The sequence below is a fragment of the Novipirellula herctigrandis genome, from assembly GCA_007859835.1.
Lineage (GTDB): Bacteria > Planctomycetota > Planctomycetia > Pirellulales > Pirellulaceae > Novipirellula_A > Novipirellula_A herctigrandis.
The window spans coordinates 3,744,658-3,760,604 of record SJPJ01000001.1; the positions used below are offsets into that span (position 1 = coordinate 3,744,658).

Below are 15,947 nucleotides of genomic sequence, written 5' to 3' on the forward strand. Positions count from 1 at the left end.
AGCCTTTCGCTTTAGGGAAAGACCAGGACGTTACTTCGTCGGTTCAAAGATGATTCTGCGATAGCTAGTCAGGTTGTGCGTACCGTCGTCGGTCACTTCGCAAATCACGTGGAAGGTCTTTCCGGCGGAACCGGGCGGAACTTCGATCGCGGCGACTTTCGAGTCACTGCCGGTGATTTTGATTTCCTGAGTGTAGGTACCGGCGGCGGTCAGGACCCACCACTTGAACGTCATTTTGTCATCATCGGGATCTTGCGACGTGGACGCGTCGAGTTTAACCGTCGTGCCTTCCCTAGGGCTTCTTGTGAGGATTTTCAGGGTCTTGTCGTTGTCGATAGCTGCGATCGGGTTGCGGTTTCCGGCTCCATCTTTGGCCCAGTCCATCCGGGCGGCGAAGTTATTGAAGGTTGCCGCGTAGAAGTGGTCTTCGAGCTCGCGACAAGTTTCGTACTGTGCGCCCTGGTGGTTTGTGAAGCATGACGTTTCCTGGTCTGGGGCCGTTCCAAACGCAAAATATCCACCCCAGCCGCCTTGAGTTGGTTCGCTAGGATTATTTAGGCCGGTCGGCATCACGTGCAGGATTGCGGGCGTATCACCCTCGACTCCGTACTTGTATTTCGGATAGACGCGGCCCAGGTTGCCGTGGTTTTGGATGTGCGATTCATACTGTGTCCAATTTTTCTTGCCGGTGCCGTTCTGATACTTCCATGCGCACTCGTCCCAGATAAAGAACAGGTCGCTCTCGAATTCTTTACGCAGCCATTGATGAGAGCTATCGCTGAACGGAGTTTTTTGACCTCGGTCTTGGTCGGTGATGGTGTAGACGCGTAACTTCTTGAGGAACGTTTTCAGTTCCGCTGCTGTGCGGTCTTGCTTCACTCGCCAAATTGCTTGGGCCAGCGTATTGCCGCCTCCCCAGACGGTGACCCACACCGGCCGGTTGTCGTCTTCATCGGCGAGTTTGATAATCAGATTGCTTCCAGGGGAATCGTTTCCTTCGCCAATGTGTTCGGCGCCGCGTTTCCTGCTGCCGTACATCGTTCGTTCTCGCAAGTACTGCGGACTCGGCCAGTATCCAAGATTTTGTCGAGACTCGTCCTGCCGATGCTTTGGCTGGTTGGAACGCTTGCGAAGGTTGGGTAGATCCTTTTCGTAAGCATCGGTTGCTTTGTGAATTAAGCCCATGAAGTCATCGCGTGTTTTATCGAGGCTCCAACCCGTTGTGAAAACCAGACCTTCGATTTCGATCATGTCGGCATGCACCAGCAAACGCACCAGTGACTCGCTGTCGTCGGTTTCCCAAGTGGAGACGTCTGTCAATACGACCACTCGCGGTTTGAGTGGCGGTTTGAGTCCGGTGTCATCGGATGTGGCGGAACTCGCCTTCGGGATGCCTGTTGGTGGAGGCGACGTATCGGTTGTTTCGGGCGGGCCGAGAAGTTTCGTAAAGATTGGCCGCAAGGCCTGAGCCCAGAGTTCGTAGCCCGGTTCTTCTAGGTGTATGCCATCGGACGAAACCTGTGGCAACAATTTGCCATCGGCGCCAAGCAGATGCTTGTTAATGTTGACCCAATGGATCGTCTTGTCAGCGGTGGCGATGGTTTCCAAACGTTTGTTGATGGCGTCAATGGTGTCTATTAGCTTTATGTTCTGATCGCGAGGGAACATTGCGGTCATCACGATGGGAGTCTCTGGGAACCGAGATCGGAACTCGGCGATGATCGCCTGAATGCCTTCGGTTACATCGTCCACGTGGCCGGGGGTACCTGCATCGGTCCACGGCAGATTGTTGGCTCCAGCTTGAAGAACGATCACCTTTGGAGCAACACCGTCGAGTTCACCGTTTTGCATCCGCCATAGAATGTGGTGAGTGTTGTCGCCGCCCCACGCGAAGTTGGCAGCATTCCACCCGTGGAAGCTCTTTTTCCAATGTGCCAACAATTTGGGATAGTCAGTCGCACCCCAACGCCGTGTTATCGAATCGCCCTGGAAGTAAATATCGACCGTTCCCTGTTTTGTCTTCTTGAGCAACTCAGCGTGAGCGAGTTGTGACATTTCATCGGTACGCTCCCAAGCAGCGTGCGTCTTCGATGGCTTTTTCCTCGTCGCATTTCGGTTGCTGAGTGCTTCGCAGACGGCAAAGAACGCAGGCTTGGGTTGGCGATCACGATCGAATAGAAGCGGGTAGTTGACCCGCTTCCATGGGAAGTCGTTGAGCCAACTTTCGCCGTCGTGAAGGTTCCAGAATGAGACTCGCTCGATGACGTCGCTATTCTCGCTGAAGAGCTGAAAGATCTCCACGTACTGCTGGGTCAGCTTTCGTTGAATGTCTTCCGGAAGACCGTCTTTGTACGGGTCGTAGGTAGCTAACTCTTCGCGGTATTTTCCATCCTCCGCCCACCAACGACCTCGTTTCACCACGTCGATATCGAGTTCGGAGACCACGACCTTGATACCAAGCTTGCGAAGTTCGGCGAACGTTTCGCGAAGTTGAGGAATCGAATCGTCGCCCAGTTCGAAGTGACCCTGCATGCCGTAGGCATCGACCGGCGCTCCCTTCTTCTTAAGCTCAGTCAACAGCTTGATCAACTTTTCACGCTTGCCCGGTTTGTGGCAGTTATAGTCGTTGTAGATCAGCAGCGCATCAGGGTCCTTAGCATGTGCAGCTTTGAAAGCAGTGACGATGAAGTCCATGCCGGTGGTGCGGGAATAGATCGAGTCCCGCAAGAGATCTCCGTCGCTATCACCGATAGCTTCGTTCACGACGTCCCACATCGTCGCAACGTCGGCATAACGCCCAACCACTGTGTCGACGTGGGTTTCAATCCGGTGCAGTAGTATGTCGCGAGAAACGGGCTCTCCGTCTTCCTGCATCATCCACTGGTCCGTACGATCGTCCTTGGCCCAAACGAGGCAGTGTCCGACAAGCTCCAGTTTTCTTTTTCGCGTGAAATCGGCAAAACGATCGGCGTTCTCGAAGTTCCACACATTTTCGCCCGGATGCACGGCTTGCGGCTTCATGCAGTTTTCCGGCGTGAGAATCTCGAAGTGCCGTGTGATTAGGGCGGCATCGTCCGGATTTTCTATCACTTGATGGCTAACGCCCACACCGATCTTGAATCTCGAGCCGACCGTGTTCTTCAATGAGGCGTCATTGAGAACTTGCTCGTTGACGGTCCCGGTGGACGAGTCATCAAAAGCCTTGGTCGTCTCCGCTGCTTGTAATAGAAAATTAGAGCTAATGAGTACTAATACCCACCACATCACTGCATTGTGCGTCGTCGTCATTTCGTCAGGTTCTCGTCTGGTGTTAATCAAAAGCGATTTTTAGAGAGCATACTTGGAACTAGGAGTATACGGCAGAAATCTGTGAGGCGTTATTATAGACCTGAACCACGCCGAGCGGATTTGGCAAGCAAGCGTTCGCACCACCGTTTGTAGCGCCAAAAATTCCTTCTCGGTACTGGGCTGATCGGTTGTTTGGTGAGTATTCTCGCTACTTCAGCCTCGAGCATCTTTGGTTCCTGTGGTACTTGCTGATCTTCGTTACGATTGGACCATTGATTGCAACGGTGTTATCTGAGTTGATTTTGCGTTCATCATCCAGCAAGGTTGATGGTATCGGCAAAACGTTGGCTCGCTTCAACGTTCTGGCATTTGCATTGGGACTTGTGACGCTTCCTGCATTAATTCACGCCCGTGGGTTTGTTGGCTGGTCGCTGGCGAACCCCTTCGGTTTTTCGGGGGCATTCCCCGATTTTCTTTCACAATACTATCCGGACGAGCCATTTTATCTCTGCTATTTCCTGGCGGGGTGGTGGCTTTTTCGGCTGAAGGATGCTCTGCCGGACCTTGGAAAGCCGTCCGCTACGGGATCGATGCACGCGTGGAGCTGTACCAGATCGACAAGGACCCAAGTGAAAGTGACGAACTATCGGAGAAACATCCGGAGATACATCAAGAGTTCAAATCGCTCTTCGAAGAAACTAGATTCGTGGACGACTAACATTCGGCCAGTCGGAAGATCTAGGAATTGAGATACCGGATCGAACCAAATGCCATTCTGCGGTGCCGCCGGTTTTGTATGATCTTCGTTGGTAAATAACAGATCGAGGCTTGGCACGCTATCGCTATCCGTTATTGCCGGGCGGGAGGGACGAGGCTCAGATTGCCAGTTTCCCTGCCCCCTCCTCCGGGGGCATCAATTCCGTCGGGTACTGGTTAGGTCGTACGCGTAACGCGAGCCGATTCAAGTGTGGATTCGCGATACGAACCACGCCATGTGAGTTCGCGACAAATTGGTGCAGCGATTGTCGGCGCGTTACTCGCTCGAGTGTTGCATTAATAAGCCATTCAGTACGGTCAAGGTTGCGAGTGCGGACCCGAGAACCCAATTGCGATGTCAGTCGAATCGCTCGGCTGACATAACCTGCGTCTTCACTGCAGGACAAATGATGGTTGCGTGGGGGATGCCGCGAGGCAATAAGCCGCAAGCGTGCTTTTTCAAAGAGCCCCCAAGATTTGGTTGGCTCTCACTCCATTCCCCTAACATTTCAGAACATTCAAACAAAAAAGCCGGCAACAAATACCGGCTTCATCAAGATTCTTTTGAAGTCAATCTCAGGTCTAGCGGCGGCGACGCGATGCAATTACAACGCCAGTCAATGCCAGGAATCCGAGACCCGTTGGCTCAGGAACGGCATTGGCGGATATTGTGAAATTGTCGAGGTAGACAACAGCGTTTGAAACACCGGTACCGTCGTTATTCAACCCAAGATGGAAGTTACGCCATGTGTCGGAGAGATTGAATTGAGCCTCTCCGTTGCCGCCCGCCGACACAACGCCACTGACGAGAGGAACGCTTACATTCGCGGTAAAGGAACTGCCAGGATTTTCCAGCTGACCACCTGTTTCCCATTGGCTATCCCACAAGTCAAAGGAAAGTGTCTCGGAATCATAACCGCTGAATTCACCTTGTGAAATCAAGACGACCTGGAACCAATTGGGCGACTGATCACCGACTAACGTTTGGTCATCGCGTCGAACCAGAACATCGAATGAAATTGTGCCGCCGTTTGTTAACGCAGTGTTGATCTCAGGCGAAAGCAATCCCCATGTAGTGCCTGCAGCGGTGGCGTCTAGTTTCGACATCGAACCAGCCCAGCCGCCGGGGGCTGTCAATTTTAATTTTCCATCTCCGTCGACGGACTCCCATGAAACCGTGCTGCCCGTTGGAGCACCGCCATCGAGGGCAAAACCTTGGGTCGTCGAATCAAATGTAAGCGTAACGTCCGCATTGGCGGCTGAAGTCAAAGTCAGAACAGCAGTAAAAGCTATCCATGTAAACAGGTTGATCGGTCTCATTTTCATACCTAATCAAATTGCAGGCGGGCGCCAGATGTTCCAAGGGAGAGCTAACAGCTTCGAATCACGATGCAATCAAAAACAACTCAACATTGGGCTTAGTAAAGTGTGTTTAGTATAATCAATCGTACGCGACGACGCAAACGTAGCAATTAGCCCAATTACCCCATGTTTTGCGAGCGTCTGGGCATGACGAGAATCTGCGAAAATCGGTGAAAGGGATTGATACGGGCGATAAAACAACTGCCGAATTGCCTCGGTTTTCCTTGAATTCCACCTGCGGTGTTTTCCAAACCAAGGAGATCACGATGCCCCGAAAACCACGCGCTGAAGTTGCGGATCCGACGGAAGTCCGGGTTTTCCGCCTGATTCAACCCTGCGCTAGGCAGGTTCTCCGTATTAGACGCGTTTTCGATTGCGAAGTAAAAACAGTTACCTTTTCGATTTCCTGCGTCTGAAAAGGAAAGTGCTACAGGCGAGGATCAGAGCGAGCGAGTTGGGTTCAGGTACGGCAATCACGTCGCTAAATTCAACACGGACGACCGAATCAAGATAACTCACGACCGCCTCAACGCCCTCTGGCGCCATCACAATGTCAAATTCACCTGAGATTGAGTTTCCGGTGATGATGTCGAAAGTTTGTCCGGTGGTCCAGGTGAATCCATCAACAAATGACAGATCCAAAATCCCTTCGAGCATCACATCACCGAGAACCAATAGCTGGTCATGATCGGTATTGTCGGGTCCAGAACTTGGCATTCCAGCAAACTCAAGTTCAAGCGTAGCGAAGTCCAACTGTGTGTAGTCGCCGCCCAATTCGAGTACACCTGTGGGTGCGACGGCGAAGAAATCCGAGTCCGCAATGAAGCTGGCGTCTAGTGACGCACCATAAATGTGAGTATTGCCAAAGCCGCTACTCGCATTCCAACCATAGAGTCTCACTTCGGCGGGACCTGAAACCGCTTCATCGCCGGTATACGAGGCGGTGAAGATTTGGGTTGATGTATCGGATGTGTCGAGCGCGAGAGTCAATGGACTCAGCCCAGCATTCCACTGATCAAATCCGTCAATCGAGGTGAAGATACGGTAGTGAGTCGCTGCTCCAGCCCCATTGCGACGTAATTCAAAGGTTACGTCGTCGAGCAACATCGAAAGACCTGGAACAGGATCCACCGTAAACGTCAGATAGTCATTGGCAGCGGCTGCATCACCCCAAGTGGTCCCAGTCGAAAATCCCATGACATTGAATTCATTCCCATTATTTGCAGCGCCTCGGGGACTCAATCCAGCACCAAAATCGAGCCCCGACACCAATTCGAGGGCCGGGCTGAGTGTTGAAGTTTGCGTGAGCGGCGCGTCATCTTGCACACCTTGGAAGTTAAAATCGAGCGCATTCACCACAACGCCCTCCTCGAATGCCGGCAGCGTGATCGAACCGCGATTGCCCACGGAAACGCCTGGGGCAACGGCGCCTCCGTCGTGAACGGTTACCGCACCGCCAACTCGACCATACCCACCGAGGGTTCCTGTGGACATGACATTGACGGCCCCGGTTCCGGTTGCCGAACCGGAGTCATTGACGGCAAACAGCTTTCCGTCTTGGATGCTGGTCGTACCAAGATAGTTGTTGTCGCCGGTCAGATAGAGCGAGCCGGAGCCATTCTTGGTGATTCCTCCCTGGCCGTCGATCTGGCCAGTTGCGGTCAGATTTCCCTCGCCCGAAAAGGTGGTCGTCGCTTGCAGCGTCGTTGAACCGGCGATGGTGTTTTGCCCACCATTGGCCAGTGAATTCGCTTGAACGGTTCCACCATGAAGCTGCAAAGCCTGATCAACTCGCGAGCCCGCTGCATCGCCGACAGCCCCGAGGCTCAACGTGCCGCCATCAACATGAAGCATCCCCGTGCCACCAACGGACACTCCGCCCTGCAACTGCAACATCCCCGCCTCGACTCGCAAACTTCCACTATTCTCCACCAACGTGCCATCGAGTGTGATGGTGTTGGTGCCTTGTTTACGTAACGTCGCGCCCGTACGAACCCGGACAAATGCATCCTCGGCAACTTCAAAGCCAAAATCGGAAGTGCCCCCCAAAATGCTGTCTCCCTCCATTGCATCTATCGCTCGCAGCGCTGTTGATAATTCTGATCCTGTATTTGTCAGCGTTCCGCCTTTGAGGTAATGCACGTCAGTAGGTCGCGAATCACCGTCAGCAAAATCATGTGTTTGCCCCGATTGAAGCGTTGTTCCTGAATAGATTTCACCCAGTTCTGTGGGGGTGAATATTCCGCCAGAAGACGTAGACAGTGCCGAATAGGGTTGACCCAACGCTCCGAATTGCCACCAAGCGTACCTCTCCAGGTATTCTCGGGACTCAAATTCCGGGATCAGCGTTTCCAGGAACTCCGCATTGAACGCGGTTCGTTCTTCGACGGAGTGAACCGGGTTGTCCAAGCTGAAGCTCGTTCCAGCGAATTCGGTCAACCAGATTGGCAATTGGTACTTGTTCCAGATCGTGTCGATTGCATTGAGTAGCTTGGTCGCCTCGGCCTGCGGATTGTAGGCGGGCGTGTAAAAGTGGTAAGCGATTGCGTCAACTTTCAGGTCGTTCGTCGGGTCAGCATCTGCGTTGCGGGCTACCACCTCATCCATGAAAGGGTAGAGCCATTCATCCAAAACGCGTGCACTGGTTCCCGAAACGGCCGGGCTGACCAGTTTGATGTCGGTGTTTTCGAAGGCATTGGTTATCACGTCCCAACTGTCCAGCGCCTTCTGCACCGTCATGTTGGCCTGGTCAGTGAGTTCCGGTTCGTTGAATCCAAGTAGGTAATTGACTTTGATTCCATAGTTTGATTCCAGGTCAAGCACCTGGTTAATCTGGGTTTGCAATCCATTGCCTGCTGTGGTTGCGCTCCAGATCATCGGAACAAACTCGAAGTTTGCCTGACTCACATCATGTTTCGGATTGATTCCCCAGTTGTAAGTCCAGTCCACATTGACCGCGTTTTCTCGTTGATCTTGGGACCCCGCTGATCCGCTCAGCGTCTGTCCCATCGCCAATTGCACTGGGGAAGCAAGTGCGACCAACAACGCAATGATGCTAGGTGTCGAAATAGAAAAATTCGTCACGCGTTTTGCCTTTCTTAGCATTGGTGCCGTCCGGTCCACGATGATTCGACTGGCGAATAAATGCCAGATCGTTAGTTGAACGCACTGATGTGTCGGCGTGTTAGAGATTCTGTCTTGTGATTAGGTAACGAGGAGTGATGAGAGGCTGACTGCCGATCCACGATAACAACCAGCCTTTGTCTCAAAACGTGAGGCAACGGTGCGAGCCACGGACGTTTGCGAAAAAAAACGCTGCAAAACGGAGGCCTGCATCTAGCGCCGTCGGGTCAAAGGGGATGAATCCGACGGTTTGAGACGAAGCCTAGTTTACCTAAAAAAGGCGAAGAATCCAGACGTTGGGTACCACGGTTTTGCTCGACGGGCTCGTAAAAAGCATGATGATATGGCGTTCAACGTCTTTCCTAGTACGTTTACGACGTTGTTTCGTCAATCTGCGTTGAATTGCGTTCGAGCGTTGCAGTAAGTTAGCCCAGCCTTGAGGCCTAGCCTTGAGGCCTAGCCTTGAGGCCTAGCCTCGAAATCAAATGGGTCAGCAGACACCAAATGGGTCAGGCCTAGGTCCGTCACGGTTTAGTGTGGGTGTAAATCCAGTCCACCGAAGTAAAAACAGATCGCTGTTTTGTAGTTATCTTTGTTGCGATAGCCACCGACGCGTCGCTTGACGGACTGTATCTTGCTGTTGATTCCCTCGGCCAACGCGTTGGTAAATCCATGAGTGCAGTAGCTGACCACGTTGGACAGTCGCTCATTGATGGTCCGAGCGAACTTCTTCATCGGAGCAAGTTTGGTGTGAATCACACTGCGGTACCAAGCGTCGAAATAGGCCTTTGCCTGAGCGACCGTCTCGTGGTGCCAAAGCTCCCGAAGTAGCTCTGCCCTTTGACAAATGACTTCTCGTCGATTCCGAGTCGTGGCATCGCCCGTTGCTGCTTGACGGTATCGATCCTCTACTTCAGCAACAAACCAGGATGACTCCAGGCCGAGGATCTGTTGGCAAAAATCTTTCTCTTGCATGGCAGTTCTCCGTGACGGACAATTCTAGCAGCCCCACACTAAACCGTGATGGACCAACGATTCCTCTAGGTGCTTTATCTCAGCCACATGATCTAACGCACGAGGTAGAAGATGGTCGTCTTGATCTCTCAATCGCTTTTTAACGCAGCCGTTTCCCTTGTGATGCGTTCTCGCTGCTTCCCGCTCAGTCCATGTTTGTAATGGAACTCTGGAGAATGTTGGAGGTGATGCCCTTTCATCTGCGGGTCAACAATATCCTGGCTTAGGTCACAGTCAAATCGGGTCAGTATGGAATGGTTCCTATTCCAGTCTCCTGATGCATTCGTGAAGTGGGACAAACCCCAGGTGATGCCTTTTCCTTGTTTGGTGTCCGTAAATGCATCCGGAACAAACGGGCCACCGGCATCAGGCATTAACTCGACAATTGAGGCAATCTTGAAGTTCACCCAATCCTCGGCATATTGAATCGTGTTGCGTTCCATGCCGTCTCGGATCACGAGTGCTGCCACTCCTTTTTTGAATGGGAACAACGTGGTCTCGTGTCCAGAATTGATCACTGGATTCAGCGAGTGCTTTTTGAATGGCCCCAGAGGATTGTCCGCAATCGCTAGACCTTGCATGCGGATCTTCGATGGATTCAGCTCGGGGCGTTTATCAAAATCCGACTTGTAATAAAGGTAGATCTTTCCGTCGTGGACGAGAGGATACGGATCATGAATCGAATATTGATCCCATTCACCTTCGGCGCCATTGGGGATGACGACTTGATTGGCCGCAGTCCATGGTCCATCCGGAGAATCAGCATAGGAAACGGCCACTGGGCAGAAGTCTCCTCTGGTTCCGCTGGCTTCCATGAAGGCTTGGTAGTACAGGTAGTATTTTCCTTTCCAAACTAGAATGTCTGTGGTTGTCACCGATCGCCAACCAGGATTGGGTTTGGGGGGACGAGGTACAGCGACGCCCTGTTCTGCCCATGTAAAACCATCCTTTGATGTGGCGTAACAGATGTCCGCCAAGTCCCAATCAGATGAAGGGATGACATCGGTTGCCTCTGCGGCTCGCGCCATTCCCACGGGCTTAACGGGCGTTTTGCGACAGGTGTACCAAACGTAGTATTTGCCATTGGCGAAGATCACCTTTGACGGGTCTCGGCGGGTTACCGTGCCATCGCCACCGTTGTAATCAAAACCCTTAAGTTTGGTGTATTTGAACTGTGTATAAAGTTCATTTTGCTCCGGACGGATCGACGTGTAAGCGTTGTAGTTTCGCTCCACGGCGGCACTCAATGGCCGGTCCGGCTTCTCGGCGGGAATCAGGAAAGGGAAAGCCTCTTGCGCAGTGCATTCTGAGCTTTGGCAGATTGTCGTGACCAGACACACGACCAGATAGAGTAGGTTTTTCATGCGTTAAATTCTAGGAGAATGGAGGGAAATGGGGGCAATATTTTCTTTTTCGCGATGACGAATCGATCCATTGACAGATCGTGAGATTCCGTTCTACGGCGACGTCGGCTGCGCGTGCGGATCGATCATACCGTCCGCATTCGTAATGGACTCAGTGAGCATCGCCAACGATTCGTTGTTCACACTCACTGATTCATGATTAAGGACAATCCGATCAAGGTTGAAACGGTTCGAACGCCTGGACACAATCAAGGTATAGGTTTCCCCAGACTTGAAATCGCAAGCCGCTGGTTTTCTGGGATTGCGGAAGCAACATCGTTTACGTGGCTTCTATTTCGGATCCGTTTTGCCGTGCGTTACGATTTGAACGGACGTGATCGTTGTTCCGCTTTGGGCGATGACATCTATCTTGTTGTTTGCTTGAACCAACGAAGCATCGATGTCGGCATCCAACGGTGCAAAGAACTCAGAGAATTCACTCGCATCACCGGTGTCGACATTGAGCGTGGTTCCGTTGAGATTCACGACCAGAGGTTCTGTCACGCCTCCGCCACGGTGGACGCCAACGACCAGTCGGGCTCGCTTAACGGTTTCGGGTGCATCCACTTTGACATCGAAAGATACTGGTTTGCCATCACTCTTGATCGCTGTTTCGCTTGCGTACCATCGATCGAGTTCAAGCGTATCGGATGGAACCAGCGGGGTGTCCATGATCAGTCGAATCACCGTTGTTTCATTCACATCAACGGGAACCGCAGCCGCGTCAACGGTACGATCTGCTTCGAAGACGACTTCGCCCTTGTGATAGTTCAAACGCGTCTGGATTGCCGAAGTTGCGCCGACCCTTTTAGCGACGCCGGACAGGTCGAGAGCAAGTTGTCGACCGCCCATATTGGTCACGGCCAATGAGATCCGCTTTCCATCATGCACTGCAACAATGTCCAACCAATCGCGGTCGAACGCGACTGGTAGACGATTGCCGTCGAAGTCACTCCACAGATCAAGGTAATGGGAGACCGTGGTGCGGTCAAAATCTTCGATCGTCTTATGACGTTCGCGGTCGGACTTGGGTTTGAACGCGGCATCGCCGCTGTTCGGGTTCCACGACATATGTAGAAAGATGAAGGGCACGAACAGTTCGATCTGATCCGGCCGCTGCATCGATTTGTTCAGGTATGCGTTCCAAGCATACATTCGCAACCAGTTGTCAGACGGCTTTCGTCCGTTCTGTAGCGACCCACATTCAGTGATTAGGATCGGCAGGACGTTGTCGACTTTATGCATGTGGGCTCGCAGCATATCGAGGATCGCCTCGTATCGACCGAGTAGATAGTTGGAATAGCCCATACCGCGGCGTTCATGAGCGCCGAGCATCAATGCGTTCTCGTAAAAATGGTGAGAAAAGAAATCGATATGCCCGCGTGTTTCTTCGATGAAACGAGCCTGGTTTCGGTAGAGTGCAAAGTCTTTCACTTGAACCTGCATGTAAGCAGAGGAAGGGCCGCCGACTTCGGTGTCCGGAGCACGGCGATGCACAGCATCAGCGACGCGGTTATGGAAATCAGCAAGCAGCCCCCAGCCATCGATGCCCTTGCCTTCTTGCCAATGGTGAGCCCACTCCGATTGAACGCTGCTCTCGTTTTTTACCTCCCACCACTTAGCCGAGTATCCAGCGTCTTTGATTTGTTCAGCGACATAGGCGGCGGCGAGTTCCGCGGCATCATCAAAGTGCTCGGGCCGCGGCGTGCCTCGGCCGACCAGCGGCACCGACATGAATTCGGGCCAATCGTTGAAGCAACACGCGAACGGTTTTTCTTGAAACAAGGGGATCGCTTCGCGGAGCCGCGTGCCGGCGTCGAAGTTATCAAAGAGCGTCAGATCAGCTGCGCCGGGTTTGTCTTCACGTTCCTTCAGTTTCGCGTTTCCGCCCCACCCGGCCGTCAAACCGGGATGGAATTTGAAGGCCCCACGCCCGGTGAGGAAACCTCGCTCGGCCGCCCAGTTTTCGAATGATTTATCGACCGTGCCGGGTGTTTCGTGCATCCGAAACCAACGATCCCGCAGAAGCTTACTTGTTCCACCGATCGAGAGTTCATGATCGGTATCGATGTGAATTTCGACACGCTCACGTGGAAACTCCGATCCGAGGTCGCGGTACGGAATCGTATCGAACTCTGGTGGAATCGCCTTTTGAGCAATGAAGACGAGATCGTCGACTCGGCAGACGTCGCCTTTCTCTTTCATCAAAAATCGCATTTTCATTCGCCCGATTGGACCATCGCTCAGTGCGATCGAAGGCATCTGAACGCGATAGAAATCCTCGACCTGTTTGCTGCGCGGCGGAGCCTTATCAGGAGAGAAAGGAAAAATGCGGACTTCGGCGACTCGATGCAGGTCTGCTCCATGAAACGCAAAGTGTCGGAACAGTTCGGCGATACGCTCGGCTCCCTCGGGAAGCAGAATCTCATCTCCGTCGCCGATCTCATGTGTCTGGGCCAGAACCGTCAATTCTTTCAGGCCACGATCACGGCCCGTGCCGGTGTAGACGGTTTGGCGCCCTTGCAGAAACGAGTCGAACAGGAAGTCGTGGATCGCCTTTCTATTCTGACCCTCTTGGCTCAGTTGCTGTGCAGTCAGATTGGACGTATGGCTCACAATCGAGACCAACGCGATCAACAAAGAGAATTTCGCATTGTTGTTCATAACAAGTTCCTCATCAGTTAGTTTTTTGGAGCGGTCGGTCGGCCCGATTGCACGATATCCATGTACTGTGCAAACATCTGCTTTACACGCTCGGCATATTCTGGATTCTTGAGCAGGTTCTGCTGTTCCTGTGGATCGCTTTCGAGATTAAAAAGGGTCTTCGGCTCGAAGCTGGTGCGTTTGAAATTACTTTGGATGATCAGTTTCCAAGGCATCTCACGCAGCATCAGTTCCTGATTCGCGCCGGCTTGATTGACCCAGTATTCTCGCGGCTGGAACTTGCCCTGCCCCGTAAAGAGTGGCAGCAGATTGTTCGAATCCTGTGCCTGTCCCGCTGGGATTTCCGCACCCACGAGCGCGGCAAATGTTGCGACCATATCCTGGTTGACGACCAGCTCGCCACTGGTGCTCGGTTGAATGTGCCCGGGCCAAACCGCAAAGGTTGGGACGCGGTGCCCGCCCTCCAACGGCGAGTTCTTCGAACCGTTCCACCCGCCGCCTGGTTGGTATCCGATTTCCTTTGTTGCCTTTCCGTCCCTCAGCCCGCCGTTATCGGAAGAGAAAACGATAAGGGTGTTTTCAAACTCACCGGTGGCCTTCAGAGCATCCACGATACGTTTAACCTGCATATCGAGGTCCGCGGTCATATCTAGGTGTGGCGAGACCGTGCTGCCTTTGATTTTCCGGCCGTCGAATTCATCGGTCGGACAGTGTGGTAGATGCACCATCGGGCTGCAGTAGTAGAGGAAGAACGGCTCGTCTTTCTTTGCGCTAGTTTGAATGAAGTCCACCGCCTTGGCCGAAAGAATCTTGCCTACCTCACGCGTGTTCCAATTGGAATCTCCCGGCCCCGGCCCCTTGTCGCTGACATCCTTGGGGTTCTTGGCGTTCTGTTTGTTGAAAAACACAATCTCGGAATCTTCTGCCCACGGGAACCACTTTTGATTTTCATAGAACAGATACAAAGGCCCCTGAATGCCACAAGGTGTCGTGAAGTCATAGTCGAATCCGCAATATTTCGGGCCGCTGTCGATCCAACGGGTCACATCCACTTTGCCAGTCAGGTCGCCGGCTTTCGGTCCCCGGTAGATCTCTTTTGTACCCGGAACATAAAAGTCGCCACCCAAGTGCCACTTGCCGATGAAACCCGTGCTGTAGCCAGCGTCACGAACGACGGTGCCGAGCGTCAGCTCGCCGGGCTTGAAGGCTGTTGGGGCGAAGGTGCTCCAGACACCTGCCGGCGCGTAGGAACGATAGTTGTTATTGCCGCTCATGACCGCATAGCGTGTCGGAGCGCACAAGGCTGTTGCTGAGTGGCCATCGGTGAACCAGAGACCCTGAGATGCCAGCGCATCAATCGTCGGCGTCTCAAACAGAGGTTCTTTTCGCAGGATGTTGCGGGCATGGAAGCTGACATCACCCAGACCAAGGTCATCAGCCAAAATGAAGACGATGTTCGGCTTTTCAGCGGCGCCAACTGATCCAACGAGCAGCACGGCGAAAAGAAGGATCGGTAGGAGAGTTTTCATGATTTTTATCTTGAGTTACGCATCGATTGTTATGCAAGAGCGGGAGCGTCATGTTCTGTTTCATCGAGGTCAAATTTGGGGAAAAGCTTTCTGAGCTTTTTTACGCGCATCCCGGTGCGTTCGAATACCTGACCCCAATTGGACATCTGCGGAATACGTGTGTTGTCTTTCGGAAGTATTCTAACACCCCACCCTATTCCGTCGCCATCATGCATCACAAGTTCTCTGCGAATCATTCGGTTTTCATGGCGATATGAGAAAAGCCAGTTACGATGGCCATGTCTAGCGGAGGTCAGGTAAGGCCAGAGGCTTTCGCCATCCTGTTTGTCATTCGCAGGAATCCGAACTCCCAAAATATCAGCTAATGATAGGCAGCATCTCGTTTAAAGGGACAAGAACATCCTGTTCGCCGTTGATGGCCATACCCGGGGCATAGCCGATCATCGGAACATCGATCCCGTGTTGCTGGATCACCTTCGTTTTTCCACAGCCCAACGTTCCGCAATCCGGCGAATACAGAAGATGGGATTGTCCTCAACACCCAACTCTTTCACCTTCTGGGCATATCGGCTTGTAATGTGTTCGATTCGCCCTTCTCGATTCGCCCTCCTCGAGAGCATGACACGAAAGATCCACCGAAGCCTTGGCGATTGAAGGTCTTTAATTCATAGCAACGGAATTCAAAACGGAAACGAATCGGACGCCGCTACGCTACCGCTTGGACGCACGAGCCCGGTAACATGGTCGAATCAGAAAAGCGATCGACTCCGTGGATGTCGCAAACGCAAAGCTTTTTATCGCATTTGCT

At 52.7% G+C, this 15,947-nt stretch carries 7 protein-coding genes; all 7 read right to left on the minus strand.

Annotated features, from left to right (window positions below):
- Positions 1-30 precede the first annotated feature (30 nt).
- Complete coding sequence (locus CA13_RS35100) at positions 31-3,288, minus strand: endo-1,4-beta-xylanase (protein WP_419194317.1); 3,258 nt, start codon at positions 3,286-3,288, stop codon at positions 31-33.
- A 1,338-nt stretch (positions 3,289-4,626) separates the two neighbouring features.
- Complete coding sequence (locus tag CA13_RS13715) at positions 4,627-5,364, minus strand: hypothetical protein (protein ID WP_146397518.1); 738 nt, start codon at positions 5,362-5,364, stop codon at positions 4,627-4,629.
- Between the two features lie 432 nt (positions 5,365-5,796).
- Positions 5,797-8,490, minus strand: coding sequence for a glycosyl hydrolase (locus CA13_RS13720; protein ID WP_419194318.1), 2,694 nt, complete (start codon positions 8,488-8,490; stop codon positions 5,797-5,799).
- Positions 8,491-9,060: 570 nt separating this feature from the next.
- A complete protein-coding gene (locus tag CA13_RS13725) occupies positions 9,061-9,504 on the minus strand; it encodes a transposase (RefSeq protein ID WP_146397523.1) in 444 nt (147 codons plus the stop codon).
- A 128-nt stretch (positions 9,505-9,632) separates the two neighbouring features.
- On the minus strand, positions 9,633-10,907 hold the full coding sequence (locus CA13_RS13730) for a glycoside hydrolase family 117 protein (RefSeq protein WP_146397525.1): 1,275 nt from the start codon (positions 10,905-10,907) through the stop codon (positions 9,633-9,635).
- Between the two features lie 330 nt (positions 10,908-11,237).
- The gene (locus tag CA13_RS13735; RefSeq protein ID WP_146397527.1) at positions 11,238-13,610 is read right to left on the minus strand and encodes a beta-agarase; all 2,373 of its coding nucleotides are present in this window, start codon (positions 13,608-13,610) and stop codon (positions 11,238-11,240) included.
- A 17-nt stretch (positions 13,611-13,627) separates the two neighbouring features.
- The gene (locus CA13_RS13740) at positions 13,628-15,139 is read right to left on the minus strand and encodes a sulfatase family protein (RefSeq protein ID WP_146397529.1); all 1,512 of its coding nucleotides are present in this window, start codon (positions 15,137-15,139) and stop codon (positions 13,628-13,630) included.
- Positions 15,140-15,947 lie beyond the last annotated feature (808 nt).

What these genes read in the sequence shown, in the direction of transcription:
- CA13_RS13725 (WP_146397523.1), bottom strand. Translation starts at nt 9,504, where the DNA reads ATGCAAGAGAAAGATTTTTGCCAACAGATCCTCGGCCTGGAGTCATCC.
- CA13_RS13735 (WP_146397527.1), bottom strand. Translation starts at nt 13,610, where the DNA reads ATGAACAACAATGCGAAATTCTCTTTGTTGATCGCGTTGGTCTCGATT.
- CA13_RS13740 (WP_146397529.1), bottom strand. Translation starts at nt 15,139, where the DNA reads ATGAAAACTCTCCTACCGATCCTTCTTTTCGCCGTGCTGCTCGTTGGA.
- CA13_RS13715 (WP_146397518.1), bottom strand. Translation starts at nt 5,364, where the DNA reads ATGAGACCGATCAACCTGTTTACATGGATAGCTTTTACTGCTGTTCTG.
- CA13_RS35100 (WP_419194317.1), bottom strand. Translation starts at nt 3,288, where the DNA reads ATGACGACGACGCACAATGCAGTGATGTGGTGGGTATTAGTACTCATT.
- CA13_RS13730 (WP_146397525.1), bottom strand. Translation starts at nt 10,907, where the DNA reads ATGAAAAACCTACTCTATCTGGTCGTGTGTCTGGTCACGACAATCTGC.